Annotated in this window: 11 protein-coding genes; 5 read left to right on the forward strand and 6 right to left on the reverse strand. The window is 72.3% G+C overall.

What is annotated here, in order from left to right:
- The first annotated feature begins 3 nt into the window (after positions 1–3).
- On the forward strand, positions 4–4,689 hold the full coding sequence (locus ACWFRU_RS38480) for a hypothetical protein (RefSeq protein WP_453692846.1): 4,686 nt from the start codon (positions 4–6) through the stop codon (positions 4,687–4,689).
- Positions 4,690–4,692: 3 nt separating this feature from the next.
- On the opposite strand, the gene ACWFRU_RS38485 is transcribed toward ACWFRU_RS38480, so the two are convergent.
- The 5 genes from ACWFRU_RS38485 to ACWFRU_RS38505 form a co-directional block, all read right to left on the reverse strand.
- On the reverse strand, positions 4,693–5,820 hold the full coding sequence (locus ACWFRU_RS38485) for an aromatic ring-hydroxylating oxygenase subunit alpha (protein ID WP_453692848.1): 1,128 nt from the start codon (positions 5,818–5,820) through the stop codon (positions 4,693–4,695).
- 33 nt (positions 5,821–5,853) lie between these two features.
- Positions 5,854–7,008, reverse strand: a complete 1,155-nt coding sequence (gene solA / locus ACWFRU_RS38490; RefSeq protein WP_453692850.1) for an N-methyl-L-tryptophan oxidase — start codon at positions 7,006–7,008, stop codon at positions 5,854–5,856.
- 53 nt (positions 7,009–7,061) lie between these two features.
- Positions 7,062–9,503: a GcvT family protein gene (locus ACWFRU_RS38495; protein ID WP_453692852.1), complete on the reverse strand. Its 2,442-nt coding sequence runs from the start codon at positions 9,501–9,503 to the stop codon at positions 7,062–7,064.
- A 14-nt stretch (positions 9,504–9,517) separates the two neighbouring features.
- Entirely contained in the window at positions 9,518–10,603 is a 1,086-nt protein-coding gene (locus ACWFRU_RS38500) for an S-(hydroxymethyl)mycothiol dehydrogenase (protein ID WP_453692854.1), read from the reverse strand.
- A 279-nt stretch (positions 10,604–10,882) separates the two neighbouring features.
- Positions 10,883–11,734 (reverse strand): IclR family transcriptional regulator, encoded by an 852-nt coding sequence (locus ACWFRU_RS38505; RefSeq protein WP_453692856.1) that lies wholly within the window; start codon positions 11,732–11,734, stop codon positions 10,883–10,885.
- A gap of 189 nt (positions 11,735–11,923) precedes the next feature.
- Between ACWFRU_RS38505 and ACWFRU_RS38510 the strand changes: the two genes are divergently transcribed.
- Together ACWFRU_RS38510 and ACWFRU_RS38515 are read left to right on the forward strand one after the other, a co-directional pair.
- Positions 11,924–12,244 carry a bifunctional 3-phenylpropionate/cinnamic acid dioxygenase ferredoxin subunit gene (locus ACWFRU_RS38510; protein ID WP_453692858.1) on the forward strand — a complete coding sequence of 107 codons (321 nt, stop codon included), beginning with the start codon at positions 11,924–11,926 and terminating at the stop codon, positions 12,242–12,244.
- On the forward strand, positions 12,241–13,398 hold the full coding sequence (locus tag ACWFRU_RS38515; protein ID WP_453692860.1) for an NAD(P)/FAD-dependent oxidoreductase: 1,158 nt from the start codon (positions 12,241–12,243) through the stop codon (positions 13,396–13,398). Before ACWFRU_RS38510 ends, ACWFRU_RS38515 begins: the two co-directional genes overlap by 4 nt.
- 19 nt (positions 13,399–13,417) lie before the next feature.
- On the opposite strand, the gene ACWFRU_RS38520 is transcribed toward ACWFRU_RS38515, so the two are convergent.
- Positions 13,418–13,906: a hypothetical protein gene (locus ACWFRU_RS38520; protein ID WP_453692893.1), complete on the reverse strand. Its 489-nt coding sequence runs from the start codon at positions 13,904–13,906 to the stop codon at positions 13,418–13,420.
- 440 nt (positions 13,907–14,346) lie between these two features.
- Here ACWFRU_RS38520 and ACWFRU_RS38525 point away from each other — a divergent pair, with 440 nt between their 5' ends.
- Positions 14,347–17,277, forward strand: coding sequence for a nitrate- and nitrite sensing domain-containing protein (locus tag ACWFRU_RS38525; protein ID WP_453692862.1), 2,931 nt, complete (start codon positions 14,347–14,349; stop codon positions 17,275–17,277).
- The gene (locus ACWFRU_RS38530; protein ID WP_363211111.1) at positions 17,274–17,714 is read left to right on the forward strand and encodes a roadblock/LC7 domain-containing protein; all 441 of its coding nucleotides are present in this window, start codon (positions 17,274–17,276) and stop codon (positions 17,712–17,714) included. Before ACWFRU_RS38525 ends, ACWFRU_RS38530 begins: the two co-directional genes overlap by 4 nt.
- Positions 17,715–17,723: the final 9 nt, after the last annotated feature.

Below are 17,723 nucleotides of genomic sequence, written 5' to 3' on the forward strand. Positions count from 1 at the left end.
GCCATGTACGAGCTGTCCCGGGTCCGCCTCTACTCCATCGGCCCAGCCGGTGCGCGCTACGCCGACACCGTGCTTGACCTGCGCGGCGTCGGCGCGGAGGTGCCCGACCCCGCGCCCGCCCAGGCGGAGTTCTTCGAGGACGAGCCGGTCGGCCCCCCGCGCCGCCCCGCGCCCGCGGGCGTGCTCTTCCTGGAGAACGGCGGCGGCAAGTCCGTCCTGCTCAAGCTGATCTTCTCGGTGATGCTGCCGGGGCACCGGAACACGCTGGGCGGCGCGAGCTCCGGAGTGCTGCGCAAGTTCCTGCTCGCCGACGACTGCGGGCACGTCGCCCTGGAGTGGCAGCACACCCTGACCGGCGAGTGCGTCGTCGTCGGCAAGGTCAGCGAGTGGCGCGGACGGCAGGTCTCCAACGACCCGCGGAAGTTCGCCGAGGCGTGGTACTCCTTCCGGCCGGGCCCCGGCATGAGCCTGGACTCGCTGCCGGTCGCCGAGTCCACCGCCGTACGCCCCCTTGTGGAAGGCGCGTCGGGCGCCCAGGGGCGGCGGCGCACCATGAAGGGCTTCCGTGACGCGCTGACCGAGGCGGGCAAGGCGTACCCCCACCTCGAGGTGCACTGGGAGGAGATCCACGACCGCTGGAACGAACACCTCGGCGACCTGGGCCTGGACCCCGAACTCTTCCGCTACCAGCGCGAGATGAACGCCGACGAGGGCGAGGCCGCCGGCCTCTTCGCCGTCAAGAAGGACTCCGACTTCACCGACCTGCTGCTGCGCGCCGTCACGGACACCCGCGACACGGACGGCCTCGCCGACCTCGTGCACGGCTTCGGCAACAAGCTGGGCCGCCGCTCCGAACTCATCGCCGAGCGGGACTTCACCGCGGGCTCCGTCGACCTGCTCGGCCGCATCGTCGACGCCGCCGACGCACGCTCACGCGCGCGTGACGTGCACGCGGGAGCCGAGCGGCGCACCCGTACGCTCGCCCGCCGCTTCTCCGCGCGCGCCGTCGCCGAGCGGAACAAGGCGGGAGAACTCGCCGAGCGGGTCACCGCCGCCGCGCAGACCGTCACCACGGCGGAGGAAGCACGCGGCAGGTCCGCCCTGATCTCCGCCGAACTCGCCTTCCGGCACGCCTCCTTGGCGCTCACCGTCGCGGAGAAGGCCGCCGCCGCCCAGCGCCGCGAGCTGGCCGACGCGCGTCAACTGCATGCCGCCTGGCAGGCGGCCGAGGCCGTCCTGCGTCACCGTGCTGCCGCCGACCGCTCCGCGCGCGTGGCCTCCGCGATCCTGGAGGCCGAAAGGGACGCGGCGCCTGCACTCGCCGCCCGCTCCAAGGCGGCGGCCGACCTCGTCCGTGTCCTGCACACCGCGGCCGAGGGCGCCGAGTCGCTCGCGAACGAGGAGGAGGAGCGTTCGGCCGCGCTCCAGGAGACCGGCGAGGCCGCCCACCGCGACGCGACCATCGCCGCGACCGAGGCGCAGCGCGCCCGCAGCGAGGCAGGACACCTGCGTCAGCGCCTCTCCGAGGTTGAGCAGGAGACCGCGGAGGCCGTCCGCGCGGGTTGGCTCGACGACACCGCGCCGGACGCCGACCCGGCGCGCGCCGCGCTGGCCGCCAGCGACGCCGAGAAGACCGCGGCGGCCGCCTGGGACACCGCCCGCGAGACCTCCCTGCGCGCCGCCGAGCACGCCAAGGAGGCAGCCGCGGCCGAGGCCCGCGCCGAACTCACCGCGGCCCGCGCGTCGGACGCCGCGGACGCGGCCGAGCACGCGTACGACGCGGAGCGCCGGGCGGCGGAGTCGATCGCCGGGGACGAGCGCCTCGCCGAACTGCTCGGCCTTCCCGGGGCGAGCCCCCAGGGAGGTGTGCCGCAGCCTCGTCAGGGCGCCGCGGACACGGGCAACAGCGGCGACCGGGAGGACGAGGCCGCCGCCCCCGGCACCCGCACCCCGATCGATGGCGCGCTCTCCCTCACCGAACTGGACCGCAGCGCCGACGACCTCCGCACCCTCCTGGAGGACGGGGTCGCATCCGCCGAGCGGCAGCTCTTCGAGCTGCGGACCGCCGCCGCGGACGACTCCCGCATCCTGGGCGCACTCGGCGACGGCGGCCTCCTTCCGCCGGGGCCCGACGTCCTGGCCACCGTCGAGTTCCTCGGCGAGCACGGCATCCCCGCGCTGCCCGGCTGGCGCTATCTCGCGCAGGCCGTCGACCCCGCCGACCACGCGCGCGTGCTCGCCGCCCGGCCCGAACTGGTCGACGGCGTCGTCATCACCGACCCCGCCACGCACGCACGGGCCCGCGAGGCGCTCGCCGGCGCCGCCCTGCTGCCCCGCTCCGCCGTCGCCGTCGGCACCGCGGCAGCCCTCCTCGCGCCGACCCCCGGCGAGGACGCGCAGGGCGGGGACGTCTTCCTCGTGCCGCCGAACCCCGCCATGCACGACGAACACGCCGCCGACGAGGAGCGGCAGGCGCTCCGCACCCGGGCGGCGCGGCGCGACGAGGAGATCCGCACACTCGCCGCGCGCCTCACCAAGGACCGCGAGCTCGCCGCGCGGCTTGCCTCCTGGCGCGCCGGCTGCCCCGCAGGACGCATCGAAGAGCTCGCCGCCGCCGCACGCAGCGCCCGCGCCTTCGCCGAAGAAGCCGAGGCCGAACTCGCCGAGGCCCGCACGGTCCGGGCCGAGGCCGACGAGACGGCGGCCGAAGCGGCACGCGCGCGTGACGAGCGCCAGGAGGCCGCCCAGCGCGCGCGGCGCGTCGCCGACGCACTCGCGGGCCTCGCGTTCCGCCTGCGCGAGCGCGCGGGCTGGCAGACCAAGCTGCGTGAACTGGCCGATGACGCCGTGGAGTCCGAGGCCCGCGCCCAGACCTGTCTGGACCGCGCCCGCGCCGCCGACGAGGACCGGCGCGCCGCCCAGCGCGCCGCCGACGACGCCCGCCGCACCGCCCGCGCCCTGCGGGCCGAGCGCGCCGAGATCGCGGGCGCCCCCGAGGACGTGCCGGAGGACCCCAAGGACACCGCGGCCCCCAAGTCGTCGCTGCCCGCCCTCCGCGAGGCCTACCGCGCCGCCTCCCAGCTCTACGAGAAGGTCGGCGTCGGCGCCGACCTGCGCGCCGAACAGGCCCGCGCCGAAAGCGACGAGAGCGGCGCCCTCGCCGAGCTCGACCGGCTCAGCAACAAGGTCCGCACCCGCGCCGCCCTGCTCCTGGAAGGCACGGACGGCTCCGACGGCCCCTCCCGGCAGGCCGCGTCCGCGCGCGCCGAGGCCCAGGTCCAGCTCATCGAGACCCGCGCCTCCGCCGCGAGCGAGCAGCTCGGCAGGCTCCGCGGCGAGGCCGAGCGACTCGCCCCGCAGGACGACGCCGAAGCGCACACCGAGCTCCCCGAGGACCTGGTCCCCGCCGACGCCGAGCACGCACAGGCCCTCCTGCGCACCGCCACCGCCGAACTGGCCGCCCACACCGAGGCGTTGAGCCAGGCCAAGGACGCGCACGCCACCCTCCTGCACGCCCACCGCGCCACCGAGGACGCCGCCGGCGGCTTCGACGAGACCGCGGCGCTCCTGCGGGACCTCCTGCGCGAGCAGCATCACGAGGAGGAGGCCGCCGAAGAGCCCGAGCCCTACCCCGGCTCCCTCGAAGAGGCCCGCCAGTCCGCGTCGGAGGCCCGGCGCTCCCTGCGCGGCTGCGCCGCCGACCTCTCCACTGCCGAGGCCGCCGTCCGCGAGGCCAGCGACATCCTCGTACGGCACGCCAACTCCACGCGCTACGAGCAGGTGCGCACCCCCGCCCGCCAGCAGATCCGCGAACTGCCCGCCTCCGCGCTGCCGGAGCATGCCAAGAAGTGGGCCGACGCCTTCGCGCCCCGGCTGCGTGTGCTCACCGACGAGCTGGAGCAGTTGGAGCGCAACCGCGACAGCATCGTGGACCGCCTGCGTGGCCTCGTGGAGTCCTCGCTCGCCACGCTGCGTTCCGCGCAGCGCCTCTCCCAGCTGCCCGAGGGCCTCGGGGAGTGGTCGGGCCAGGAGTTCCTGCGCGTCCGCTTCGAGGAGCCCGACCAGGCGACGCTGACCGAGCGCCTCGGCGAGGTCATCGACGAGGCCACGCGGGCCGCGGTCAAGAAGAACTCCGACATGCGGCGGGACGGCATGTCCCTGCTCCTTCGCGGAGTTCAGGCCGCTCTTGAGCCGCGTGGCATCGCCGTCGAGATCCTCAAGCCGGACGCCGTGCTGCGCGCCGAGCGGGTGCCGGTCGGTCAGATGGGCGACGTCTTCTCCGGTGGTCAGCTGCTCACCGCGGCCATCGCCCTGTACTGCACGATGGCCGCCCTGCGCAGCAACGACCGGGGCCGCGACAAGCACCGGCACGCCGGCACGCTCTTCCTCGACAACCCCATCGGCCGCGCCAACGCCACGTACCTCCTGGAACTCCAGCGGGCCGTCTCGGACGCGCTCGGAGTGCAGCTCCTCTACACCACCGGCCTGTTCGACACGACGGCGCTCGCGGAGTTCCCGCTGGTCATCCGGTTGCGGAACGACGCGGACCTGCGCGCAGGGCTGAAGTACATCAGCGTCGAGGAGCACCTGCGGCCGGGTCTGCCGCAGCAGGACCCGGCCGAGGAGACCGTGCACGGGGAGATCACGGCGACGCGCATGTACAAGCGGCCCGCCGCCTCGGCTCCGTAAGCCTCAGGCCAGCCGGTCGGCCAGCCACTCGTGGAACAGGCCGATGTGGTGCTCGGTCGGCACGAGCACGCCGCCCTCGCGATAGGCGCGTGACGCCATCGCGGGCTGGGTGCGCTCGCAGGCCTCGAAGTCCTGTTCGTTGACCCGGTGGAAGAGCTCCACGGACCTGGTGAGGTCGACACCGGACGCGACGACCTCCGGTGCGTACAGCCAGTCGCACTCGACGACCGTGCGGTCCTCGGCCAGCGGGAACATGCGGTGCAGGATCACATGGTCGGGGACGAGGTTGATGAAGACGGTCGGCTTGATCGTGATCGCGTAGTAGCGGCGGTCCTGGTCCTCGGCGACCTCGGGCAGCCGGCCGAAGCCGGGGCCGCCGTCGACGGTGAACCCGCTGACCTCCTCGCCGAACGAGGCGCCGTGCCCGACGTAGTACTGGGCGGCGAACCCGTCCGCGAACTCCGGCAGGACATCGGTCAGTTCGGGGTGGATGGTCGCGCAGTGATAGCACTCCATGAAGTTCTCGACGATCAGCTTCCAGTTGGCCCGTACGTCATACGTGACGCGTTTGCCGAGGGCCAGCGATTCGGTCCCGTAACGCTCTATGGACGCCGCGTCGCCCAGACGTTCCACCGCCGCGCCGATGACGGTCTCCTCGAAGGACGGCGGTTCGTCGGCCAGGCACACCCAGACGTAGCCGAGCCACTCCCGCAGCGCGACCTTGACCAGGCCGTACGCCGTGCGGTCGACGTCGGGCATCTTCACCAGGTTCGGCGCGGCGATCAGCTTGCCGTCGAGGTCGTACGTCCACGCGTGGTACGGGCACTGGAGCGCGCGGCGCACCTCGCCCGCCTCCTGGGTGCAGAGCCGGGCGCCGCGGTGCCGGCAGATGTTGAGGAACGCGCGCAGCTCCCCGGAGCGGGAGCGGGTGATCAGTACGCTCTCGCGGCCGACCTGGACGGTGCGGAAGGCGCCGGGTTTGCCGAGGTCGGCGGCGCGCACCGCGCAGAACCAGAGCGACTCGAAGACGCGTTCCTGCTCCTGCCGGAAGATCTCGGGATCGGTGTAGAAGTGGCCCGGCAGCGTGGTCATCAGGCTGGCGGCGGACGGGGCCTCGGGGGTCGTCGTCACGGTGGCGTTCTCCTAAGGCGGGCGCGGCACACCTCAAGCGGGCGCGGCGGCCAGGCGGCTGGGGTCGAAGAGCTCGATGGGGTGATCGGTGGTGCCCCGCAGCGCCAGATCGGCGACGATCTCGCCGACGACCGGCACGAACTTGAAGCCGTGCCCGGAGAACCCGGCGGCCACGGTGACCGATTCCGGGTGGGCCGGGTGGCGGGAGATGACGAAGTGTTCGTCGGGCGAGTTGGAGTACATGCAGGTCGCGGCCTTGAGGAAGCGCCCGGGCAGGGAGGGGATGTGGCCCGCCATGTGCTCCGCCATCGCGGTGACCTCGTGCTCATGGACGGTGCGCTCGATGTTCTCCGGTGTGCAGGGCGTGCCCTTGCGGAAGAAGGCGACCTTGGCGCCGAGGTCAGGTCCGTCGATGGCCGGGAAGCCGTAGACCTGTACGTCGTTCGCGTCCTCCCAGATGTAGATCGGGTGGTTCTGCGGCAGGAAGGGCCGCACACCGCCCGACGGCTGGAACCAGTACATGACCTGGCGCTCGATGGTGAACGGCACCCCGATGTCGCTCAGGAGCCGCGGCGCCCAGGCCCCCGGGCAGATGACCAACTGACCGGCGGTGTAGGTGTCTTCGGGAGTGTGCACCCGGACGCCGCCCCGATACGGCTCCCAGCGCGTCATCGGCTCCTCGAAGTGCAGGTCGGCGCCCTGCCGCGTGGCGAGCTGCAGATGGGCGGCGACGGTGTTCTCGGGGCGGACGAGCCCGGCGCGCGACTCGTACAGCGCGACCTCGTCGTCACCTGGGGCGAGTGTCGGGAATCGGCGGCGTATCTCGGTGGCGTCGAGCATCTCGTGGGGCAGGTCCCACTGCCGCGCCGAGAGCAGTGAACCGGAGACGGTGCGGCTCTCGGGCCGGCCGATCATCACGCCGCCGCACAGGGTGGCGATCTCGCGGCCGGTGTCGCGCTCAAGGCGTGCGTACAGCTCGTACGAGCGAAGGAGCAGCGGTACGTACGCGGGGTCCTCGAAGTAGGACTGCCGGGTGATGCGTGAACCGCCGTGACTGGAGCCGCGGTGGTGGACGGGACCGAATTTCTCCAGGCCGAGGACGCGGGCGCCGCGCGCGGACAGGTGGTGGGCGGCGGCGCTGCCCATGCCGCCGAGGCCGATCACGATCACGTCGTAGGTGGGGGACACAGAGCTTCCTCCAGAACAGCGGAACAGCCGATGGGTCTGTGGCGGGGTGCCCTCTAGCGGCGGATGCGGGTCATCTTCGGGTCGAACAGCGGCTCTTCGGCGACCGTCGCGGGCACCTTCTCGCCGAAGTACTCGACGTGCACGCCCGTGCCCGCCTCCAGCGGCGGCAGCCACGCGTAGGCGACGCACCGGCCCAGCGTGTAGCCGTACGAGGCGCTGGTGACGTAGCCGGCCGGCGCCCCGTCGACGTGGGCCGGTTCCTTGCCGAGGACCACGGCGGCCGGATCGTCGAGCAGCAGGGCGGTCAGCCTGCGCGTGGGGGCGTCGAGTTGTTCGAGTGCGGCCCGGCCCACGAAGTCGCCGCGGTCCATGCGGACGGCGAAGCCGACACCCGCCTCGTACGGGTTGTGTTCGGTGGTCATGTCATGGCCCCACGCGCGATAGCCCTTCTCCAGGCGCAGGCTGTTGAACGCCGATCGCCCGGCCGCGATCACCCCGTGCTCCCGCCCCGCCTCCCAGAGGGTGTCCCAGAGGCGGAGCCCCGTGTCGGCGCTCGTGTAGAGCTCCCAGCCCAGCTCGCCGACGTACGACAGGCGCATCGCCGTGACCGGGACATGCCCGATGTACGTCTCCTTGGCCCGGAAGTAGCCGAACGCCTCGTGCGAGAAGTCGTCGCGGGTGAGCGGCTGGACGAGGTCGCGGGCGAGCGGGCCCCAGACTCCGACGCAGCAGGTGCCCGACGTGATGTCCCGCAGGTGGACGTCGTCGGGCGCGTGGCGCAGGAGCCAGTCGAGATCGGCCGGACTGTTGGCGCCGACCTGGAAGCGGTCCGGGGCGAGCCGCGCCACCGTGAGGTCGGAGCGGATACCGCCCGCCTCGTCCAGGAGGAGGGTGTACGTCACCGCGCCGGGCTTCTTGGCCAGGTTGTTCGAGGTCATGCGCTGCAGAAAGGCGAGCGCACCGCGGCCCGAGACCTCCAGACGGCGCAGGGGGGTCATGTCATAGAGGGCGACTTTCTCGCGGGTCGCCTTCGCCTCCGCGGCCGCGATCGGCGACCAGTGGCGGGCCGACCAGGCATCACGCTCGGGGACCTGGACGTCCGCGAGGAGTGGGGCGTTCGCCTCGTACCAGTGCGGACGCTCCCAGCCGCCGCCCTCAAGGAAGACCGCGCCCAGCTCCTGCTGACGGGCGTAGAAGGGGCTCACCCGCAGGGGGCGCGGCTGCTCCATGGGCTGCAGCGGATGCAGGACGTCGTACACCTCCACGAACTGCTGGGCGCCGCGGTCGGTGACGTACGCGGGGGAGCGCTGGGCGTCCTCGAAGCGGGTGAGGTCGCAGTCGTGTACGTCGACGGAGGGCCGCCCGTCGGTCATCCACTCGGCGACCGCCTTGGCCACGCCCGCGGAGTGCGTCACCCACACCGCCTCGGCCAGCCAGAATCCGCGCAGGGCACGGGACTCACCGAGGACCGGCATGCCGTCCGGGGTGAAGGAGAAGACGCCGTTGAAGCCCTCCGCGACCTCGGTGCCGCGCAGGGAAGGCAGCAGCCACCCGCAGTTCTCCCAACTCGGCGCGAAATCCTCCTCGGTGAAGGGGTACGAGGACGGCATGTCCGCCGCGTCGTCGTACGCCGGGACGGTGAAGGCGTCCACGGGCAGGGGCCGGTGGGCGTAGGAACCGATGCCGATGCGGTCGGTGTGCTCACGGAAGTACAGGTCGCGGTCCTGGAAGCGGAGGATCGGCTTCGATGCCTCCGTGCGCGGGTCGTTGACGCCCGCGAGCTCGGGGAGCGGGGCTGTCTTGGCGTACTGGTGGGCGAGCGGCAGGAGGGGGATGTCGACGCCTGCCATGCGCGCGATCACCGGGCCCCAGAAACCTGCCGCCGACACGACGTGATCGGCGGGGAAGGTCCCCCGGTCGGTCACGACGGCGGTGACGCGTCCTTCCTCCTGCTCCACGCCGGTCACGGTGTGCCGGTCGAGGAATCGCGCGCCACGCGCGCGTGCCCGGTCGATCTGCGCGCGGCAGGCGAGCACGGCACGGGCGAGCCCGTCGTCAGGGGTGTGCAGTCCGCCGAGGACCTTGCTCTCGTCGATGAGCGGCCACATCTCCTTGCACCGGGCCGGGCCGACGAGCTGCGCGCGCACGCCCCAGGATGCGGCGTAACCGGCCTTGCGGTGCAGGTCGGCCCAGCGCTCGGGCGTGGTGGCGATTTCCAGGCCGCCGACCGGGTTGAAGCAGGGCAGACCGTCCACCTCAAGGGCCCGGAACTTCTCGACCGTGTACGTCGCGAAGGCGGTCAGGGTCTTGGACGGACCTGTCTGGAAGACGAGACCGGGGGCATGCGAGGTCGATCCGCCGGGGGCGGGCAGCGGGCCCTGTTCGAGGACCGTGACGTCGGTCCAGCCGCGGGCGGTCAGCTCGTCGGCGAGCGAGCACCCGACGATGCCCGCGCCGATGACGACGACACGGGGCGTCGCGGAACGCCCGCTCACGGGATCACGGCTGCTCACAGGACCACCACCGAACGCAGTACCTCGCCGCGGTGCATCCTGCCGAACGCCTCCTCGACCTGGTCGAGCGTGATGGTCTCCGAGACGAAGCCGCCGAGGTCGAGGCGGCGGGTGAGGTACTGGTCGACGAGGATCGGGAAGTCCCGGGTCGGCAGGCAGTCGCCGTACCAGGAGGACTTGAGAGCGCCACCGCGTGAGAACAGGTCGATCAGTGGCAGATCGATCCGCATCTCCGGGTCGGGCACCCCGACCTGCACGAGGACACCCGCGTGATCGCGCATGTAGAACGCCTGCTTGTACGTCGACGGGGTGCCGACCGCGTCGATCGCGACGTCGACCCCGAAACCGCCGGTGAGTTCGCGGACCGCGTCGACCGGGTCCGTGCCGCGGGAGTTGACGGTGTGCGTGGCGCCGAACCGGGTCGCCCCGTCGAGCTTGGCCTCGTCGATGTCAACGGCGATGACGCGGCGCGCCCCCGCCAGCGAGGCACCGGCGATGGCGGCGTTGCCGACGCCGCCGCAGCCTATGACGGCCACGGTGTCGCCGCGGCCCACCTGGCCGGTGTTCACGGCGGCTCCGTACCCCGCCATCACCCCGCAGCCGATGAGCCCGGCGGCCTCGGGGCGGGCCGCCGGGTCGACCTTCACGGCCTGCCCTGCGGCGACCAGGGTCTTCTCGGCGAAGGCGCCGATGCCGAGGGCGGGGCTCAGGGGAGTGCCGTCCAGGAGGGTCATGGGTTGAGCGGCGTTGCGGGAGTCGAAGCAGTACCAGGGACGGCCGCGCAGGCAGGAACGGCAGGCTCCGCAGGGTGCCCGCCAGGCGAGGACCACATAGTCGCCGGGCGCCAGATCGGCGACGTCGGCACCGATCGCCTCGATGGTGCCTGCGGCCTCGTGGCCGAGCAGGAACGGGAAGTCGTCGTTGATCGCGCCTTCCCGGTAGTGCAGATCCGTGTGGCAGACCCCGCAGGCCTGCACGGAGACAAGTACCTCTCCCGGTCCGGGATCTGGCACGACGATCGTCTGCACCTCGACGGGTGCGCCCTTCTTCATGGCGACGGCGGCACGGACCTCGTGTGGCACGACCAGACTCCTCTGCTGTTGCGCACTGCACGTCGGGTTGCGCTATGAGAGACATAGTGGGAACGCCATCAAGAGGCCGTCAAGGGGTGGGAGTTAACCCTTGGCAAATCAGCAGCGCACAGCGAAACGCCCCCGAGACAGGGCGAGGGCGGAACCGGATGTACCGGTTCCGCCCTCGTTCGCTGCCCTGGTTCTCGGCTTTCGTTCGCGGGCCTGATTCGCGGGCCTGGTTCTCGGCCCTCGTTCTCCGCCCGCGTCCCGGCTAGTGGTGACCGTCGCTCAGAAGCCGTACCCCATCCGCCGCGACAGCTCCACGGCCGCGGCGACCGTGCGCTTGGCGAGCTCGGTCAGGCGGTCCTCGGTCAGGCGGTACACGGGCCCGGACGCGCTGAGCGCCCCGATCACCTTGCCGTCGTGCGCGCGCACCGGCGCGGCGACGGCCGCCAGGCCCACCTCGAGCTCCTCCACGGCGATGGCGAACCCTTGGTCGACGACGGCCTCCAACTCCCCGCGCAGCGCCACCGTCCCGGTCACCGTGTGCTCGGTCAGGCGCGGCAGCGTCCGGGCGATCAGCCCCTCGCGCAGCGTCGTCGGCAGATGGGCGAGCAGTATCTTGCCGCTGGAGGTGGCGTGCAGCGGTGTGCGCCTGCCCAGCCAGTTCTGCGCGGTCACGGACGCGGGGCCGCGGGCCTGCATGATGTTGACCGCGGCGTCGTCGTCCAGGATCGCGATGTTGACCGTCTCGCCCAGCTCGTCGGCGAGCTCGCGGCAGACCGGGCCGCCCTCCTGGGAGATGTCCAGGCGCACTGCCGCCGCCCCCGCGAGGCGCAGTACGCCGGCCCCCAGGAAGTACTTCCCGCGGTCCTTGGCCTGGCCCACGAGGCCACGGTTCTCCAGGACCCCGAGCAGCCGGAAGGCCGTCGACTTGTGCACCCCCAACTCGTCGGCGATCTCCGTGACCCCGGCCTCGCCGAGCCGGGCGAGTATCTCCAGGACGCTGACCGCGCGGTCCACGGACTGGACGGAGGCCGGCGCGGCCTTCGGCTGCTTCTCGCGGGACCCGGGCACGTTCTCGGGGCGATCCTCGTGCGGCTCCTCGTTCTGATCAGGCTGTTTCCGGGTGCCGGTCATATCTCAACTCTCACCACCTCGCGGCCCGTTGAAGCCGCATCTGCGGGAAGCCCTTGACGCGGTGGGCTTCCCGGCCGGAGTCTGTTGCGCATAGCGCTCCCTCGTGCGCCATGCGAAACATCATGTTACCGAAGGGTCCTGGGCCGAAAAGGTGTCGGGACCGGCCGAGAGAGATCAAGAGGGGGGCCCATGATTCCCGTCTGCCGCCTAGAAGACCTCCCCGCGGGCGAATCCGTCCGTGTCGACACCACACCTCCCGTCGCGGTGTTCAACGCCGACGGCGAGATCTACGCCATCGACGACACCTGCACCCACCAGGACGCCTCTCTTTCCGAGGGATGGCTTGAGGGCTGCCTGGTCGAATGCCCGCTCCACGCCGCCTCGTTCGACCTGCGCACCGGTCGGCCGACCTGTCTGCCCGCCCGCCGCGCCGTGCGCACCCACCGGGTGAGCGTCGACGACGGCACCATCCATGTCCACCTCGTGGCCGAGGAGGGTTCCGCCGCATGAGAACCATCACCGTGGTGGGTGCCTCGCTCGCCGGGCTCTACGCGGCGCGCGAACTGCGCGCCCAGGGATACGACGGACGGCTCGTGATCATCGGCGACGAGCCGCATCAACCGTACGACAGGCCGCCGCTCTCCAAGGACTTCCTCCTCGGCCGGGCCGACGAGGCCCAACTCGCCCTGTCCGACGCCGAGGAGGCCGGGGAACTCGCCGCCGAGTGGCTGCTCGGGGGGCGCGCCCGGGGCCTCGACTCACGCGGCCGCACCGTGCTCCTGGAGGATGGCAGGACCATCGCGAGTGACGGGGTCGTCATCGCGACCGGCGCCTCCGCGCGCCGTCTGCCGGGGCCCTCCCTGTCGGGGGTGCACACGCTGCGCACCCTGGACGACGCCCGCGCGTTGCGTGCGCGGCTGACCGAGGGGCCGCAGCGGGTCGTCGTGATCGGCGGCGGCTTCATCGGCGCGGAGACCGCGTCCTCGTGCGTGGCGCTCGGGCACGAGGTGACGGTCGTCGAGGCGGCCCCGCTGCCGCTTCTCCCGCAACTGGGCGCGGACATGGCGGCGTTCTGTGCCGGACTGCACGCGCGCGGGGGAGCGGAACTCGTGACGGGCACCGGTGTCGCCGCCTTGCACGGCGAGAGTGCCGTACGCGCGGTGGAGCTTGCCGATGGCCGTCTGCTGCCCGCCGACGTGATCGTCGTGGGCATCGGGGCCGTCCCCAACACCGGCTGGCTCGCGGGCTCGACCGTCGCCGTCGGCGACGGAGTGCTCTGCGACGACGGCTGCGTCACCGGGCTGCCGCACGTGGTCGCGGTGGGCGATGTCGCCCGCGTGGGCGGCACACGGGCCGAGCACTGGACGAGCGCCACGGAGCAACCCCGTGTCGCTGTACGGAACCTGCTGGCCGGGCACACGGCCGAGACGGTGCGTCCACTGCCGTACTTCTGGTCCGATCAGTACGGCTCCCGCATCCAGTTCGCCGGGCGGCGGCGCGCCGACGACACCGTGCGCCTCCTCGAAGGGGCGCCGGAGGAGGGCAGCTTCCTCGCCGCGTACGAGCGGGAGGGGCACACCACCGCGGTCCTCGCGGTGGACCGGCCACGCCCGTTCATGCGCATGCGACGCGGCCTGCTCGCGGAGCTGCCCGTCGCGGCCTAGGCGACCCGGGCGCCGCGGCCTAGGAGTGCGACAACTGTCCCGCTCCGCCGCGCCTGCGTATGCGTCCGTCGCCGCGCGCCGCCGTCCGGGCCTGTCGGCGGGCCCGGCGCCGCTCGCGCCGCAGCTGACGTGCCGTGCTGCTCGGCACCGACACCACGCCGTTGCGCTGGTTCCAGACCTGGCGCGTCACCCATACGTCCAGGACGCCCCAGGTGGCGACGACGGTGCTGGCCACGCTGCTGAGCACCATCGGGAAGGACAGCCAGGATCCGGCCATCGTGCACAGGAACGCCGTCATCGCCTGCATGAGCGTCAGCGCCACTATGATCACGGCTCGCACCGCGGCCGTACGCACCGGATCGGGCAGGCGCCGTCTGCGCGCCGGTTCCTCGACCCACAACTCCCTGCGCTCCTCGCCGGATTGCTGTCCGGTCGCCTCGCGCCGCTCCCCGCGCCCGGATGCCTCGTGTTCATCCGCGGTCGTCCTCTGGCGCTCTGCCGTGCCCATCAAAATCGTCACTCCCCCGATGCTCTCGGGCTGTTCGCTGAGATGTCGGCGGACCCGACTCTCCACTGGCTGCCCGGTATACGCAGCTTTACGCCGCCTGATGGCGGCATGCGCTCCCCTGGCGCCGCTGTCCCCGTTTCCCTTACTCAAGGACGAACGGGAGCTCCGGAAGATTCCCGCCCGGTTCAAAAAAGCGAAGAGTTCCGGCCAACTGGGTTGATCGGCAAGGGTGACTGTGTCGAGTGGCATGTGCCACACGCGGGATGCAATCTCCCGAATTGGAGGGACAACTGAGGACGTCCTTTTTGCGTCACGGCTGAAATCCGTCCGGACATGCCTTCGAGTTACTCCTGCGTCAGTAGTAGGCTCACGCCGTTTGTTGACGCACATGTGTGCCCCTGGCCATAGCGCGGCCGCAGGGGGTCGATCTGGGGGAGGCCATGCGCTTTCGCGGGAAGTCCATCCGCCGGAAGATCGTGGCATTGCTGCTGGTGCCGCTCATTTCCCTGACCGCGATGTGGGGATTCGCCACTTACCTCACCGGCCAGTCGGCCAAGGACCTCATCGACGTCGCCAATGTCGTCGACAAGATCGGCTACCCGATCGAGGACACCGCCCGGGTCATCCAGCAGGAACGTCGCCAGACCCTCGTCTATCTCGCCGACCCCCGCGCCTCGGACGCGCTCGCCGCGCTGCGCCGCAGCCAGACGGCCACCGACGAGATGATCACCAAGGTCGTGGACAACGCCGAACACGCGGACGTGCGGGACGAGGTCACCGGACAGTCCAAGGATCGGCTCGCGTCGCTCCTCGACTCCTTCGAGGGCATCGAGTCGCTGCGCCGCACGGTCGAGGAAGGCACGATCACCCGCGCCGGCGCGCTGAAGATGTACACGAAGCTGATCGACCCCTGCTACGGCTTCCTGATGACCCTGCACGGCCTCGACGACGTGAAGGTGGACCAACAGGGCCGGGCCCTGGTCGGAGTGGCACGCGCGCGTGAACTGCTGTCCCGCGAGGACGCGCTGCTCGGCTCCGCCCTGGTCGCGCGCAGGCTCACCAAGACCGAGATCCGCGAGATATCCGACCTCAGGGCCCAGCGCACGCTGTTGTACGAGGTCAACCTCGCCCAGCTCCCGGAGGACGAGCGCGCCGGCTACGAGCGGTACTGGAACGGCGCCGAGACGACCCAGCTCAGGTCCGCCGAGAAGGCCGTCGTCGAATCCTCGCCCGGCACCCCTCGCGCCGTCACGTCGGCACGCTGGGACGCCGCTTCGGGCAAGGCCCTGAAGGACCTCGCCGAGCGCGACAAGGCGGCCGGCGACCGCTTCCAGGAGCGCGTCGAGCCGGTGGCCGTCGGCGTGATCGTGCGCGTCGTCGTCGCGGGCGTGTTCGGTCTGCTCGCCCTCCTGTTCTCGGTCTTCATGTCCGTGCGCATCGGCAGCAGCCTCATCCGTGACCTGCGCCGACTGCGCCTGGAGGCCCATGAGGCCTCCGGCGTCCGGCTGCCCGGCGTACTGCGCCGCCTGGCGGCGGGCGAACAGGTCGACGTGGAGACCGAGGCACCGCGCCTGACGTACGAGAAGGACGAGGTCGGCCAGGTCGGCCAGGCCCTCAACACCCTGCAGCGCGCGGCGGTCGAGGCCACCGTCAAACAGGCCGACCTGCGCCGCGGCGTCTCCGAGGTCTTCGTCAACCTCGCCCGCCGCAGCCAGGTGCTCCTGCACAAGCAGCTCACCCTGCTCGACACCATGGAGCGCAGGACCGAGGACACCGACGAACTCGCCGACCTCTTCCGCCTCGACCACCTCACCACGCGCATGCGCCGGCACGCCGAGGGCCTCGTCATCCTCTCCGGCGCCGCCCCGTCCCGGCAGTGGCGCAAGCCCGTCCAGCTCATGGACGTCGTGCGCGCGGCCGTCGCCGAGGTCGAGGACTACGAACGCATCGAGGTGCGCCGCCTGCCGAGGATCGCCGTCACCGGGCCCGCGGTCGCCGACCTCACCCACCTGATGGCCGAACTCCTGGAGAACGCCACGGTGTTCTCGCCCCCGCACACCGCGGTGCAGGTCCTCGGCGAGCACGTCGCGAACGGCTTCACCCTGGAGATCCACGACCGGGGCCTCGGCATGGCGGCCGACGCCCTCCTCGACGCCAACCTCCGCCTCGCGGAGACACCGGAGTTCGAGCTCTCCGACACCGACCGGCTCGGCCTCTTCGTGGTCAGCCGCCTCGCCCAGCGCCAGCGCGTACGCGTCTCCCTGCAGCCCTCCCCGTACGGCGGGACCACCGCCGTCGTGTTCATCCCGGAGACGCTGCTCACCGACGACGTGCCGGACACGAACGGCGTCGGGTTCCGACTCGACCGGCCGCAACCCAAGGACGCCCTGGGCCGCGACGCCGCGGGCGACAAGCAGGCGGCGCTCGGCCAGGTGCCCGTACAGCTGCCGGGGCTGCCCGCGTCCGTCCTCGACGGCCCCGTCGAGCTGGAGGCGCCGGTCGGCATGGCGGACCTCGACCCCTTCCCGGGCGCGCTCGGCGACCTCGGCGACGCCGACAGCGAGCGCGGCGGTCTCTTCCGCCCGCGCCGCCGCGCGACCGGTGTCCCGGGCGACGAGCAGCACCAACAGGCGCGCGACGAGCGGGAGACGGGCGAACGCGGGCCCACCCACCCCGACGATCTGCCCGGACGCGGCAAGGGCAACGGTTTCGGCGCCTCCGACGACGACATGGACGCGGCCCCCGCGGACCCCGTACAGCTGCCTCGCCGCAGGACCCCGAAGCTGGTCTCCTCCCACGGGCGCCCCGTGACGCACAACAGGCCCCGTGGCGCACCGGAGGGCGACGAGGCGGCACCGGAGCGCCCCGAGCGTCCCGAGCGCACTCAGGCCCCCGTGGGACGCCCCCAGGGCGGTGCGGTGGACCGGGACCGCGGCATCCGTCCCGCGGCCGAGCCCATCGATCTGCCGCGCCGCCCCGAGCCGCAGTCCGCCTGGCCCGACCTCTCCCCGCCGCACCGCGACGTGACCGCGGCCGACGCCCCGCCGGACCTCCCGAGGCGCAGCCGCCGCACGGAGTCCCCGCGTACGGAGCCTCAGGCGCCCACGCCCGCCGCCGCACCCGGCGGACTGCCCCGGCGTGTGCGCCAGGCCAACCTCGCCCCACAATTGAAGGACGGACCGGACCACCGCACGGAGCGCGACCCGGCCCCGGCCACGACCAGGCCGGAGGAGCGCGACGCCGACGAGGTACGCAGCCGGATGGCCTCGCTCCAGCGCGGCTGGCAGCGTGGCCGTGAAGAGAACGCCGCGGGCGAAGACGCCTTCGACGGCACAGCACCAGGAACGACATCTGAGGGGGACGGTCGATGACCGCACCGAAGGCCGACGCACGCATCGCCAATCCCGGGGCGGCGAGGGAGCTGAACTGGCTCCTCGACGACCTGGTGCAGCGGGTCGCCAGCATCCGCAAGGCGCTCGTGCTCTCCGGCGACGGCCTGCCCACCGGCGTATCGCAGGATCTGACCAGGGAGGACAGCGAGCACCTCGCCGCTGTCGCCTCCGGCTTCCACAGCCTCGCCAAGGGCGTCGGACGCCACTTCGAGGCGGGCCGGGTACGCCAGACGGTGGTCGAGCTCGACGACGCGTTCCTCTTCGTCACGGCCGCGGGTGACGGCAGCTGCCTCGCCGTCCTCGCGGACGCGGACTCCGACGTAGGTCTGGTGGCGTACGAGATGACGCTGCTGGTCAAGAGGGTGGGTGTGCATCTGGGTACGGCGCCGCGCACCGACCTGCCCACGGGAGGGTAGCGGGAGGGT

The sequence above is a fragment of the Streptomyces sp. NPDC055099 genome, from assembly GCF_053607685.1.

Excerpts from the sequence above, each read along its gene's own strand:
- ACWFRU_RS38480 (WP_453692846.1), top strand. The coding sequence starts at position 4 with ATGTACGAGCTGTCCCGGGTCCGCCTCTACTCCATCGGCCCAGCCGGT.
- ACWFRU_RS38505 (WP_453692856.1), bottom strand. The coding sequence starts at position 11,734 with ATGACCGGCACCCGGAAACAGCCTGATCAGAACGAGGAGCCGCACGAG.
- ACWFRU_RS38510 (WP_453692858.1), top strand. The coding sequence starts at position 11,924 with ATGATTCCCGTCTGCCGCCTAGAAGACCTCCCCGCGGGCGAATCCGTC.
- ACWFRU_RS38515 (WP_453692860.1), top strand. The coding sequence starts at position 12,241 with ATGAGAACCATCACCGTGGTGGGTGCCTCGCTCGCCGGGCTCTACGCG.
- ACWFRU_RS38520 (WP_453692893.1), bottom strand. The coding sequence starts at position 13,906 with ATGGGCACGGCAGAGCGCCAGAGGACGACCGCGGATGAACACGAGGCA.
- ACWFRU_RS38525 (WP_453692862.1), top strand. The coding sequence starts at position 14,347 with ATGCGCTTTCGCGGGAAGTCCATCCGCCGGAAGATCGTGGCATTGCTG.
- ACWFRU_RS38530 (WP_363211111.1), top strand. The coding sequence starts at position 17,274 with ATGACCGCACCGAAGGCCGACGCACGCATCGCCAATCCCGGGGCGGCG.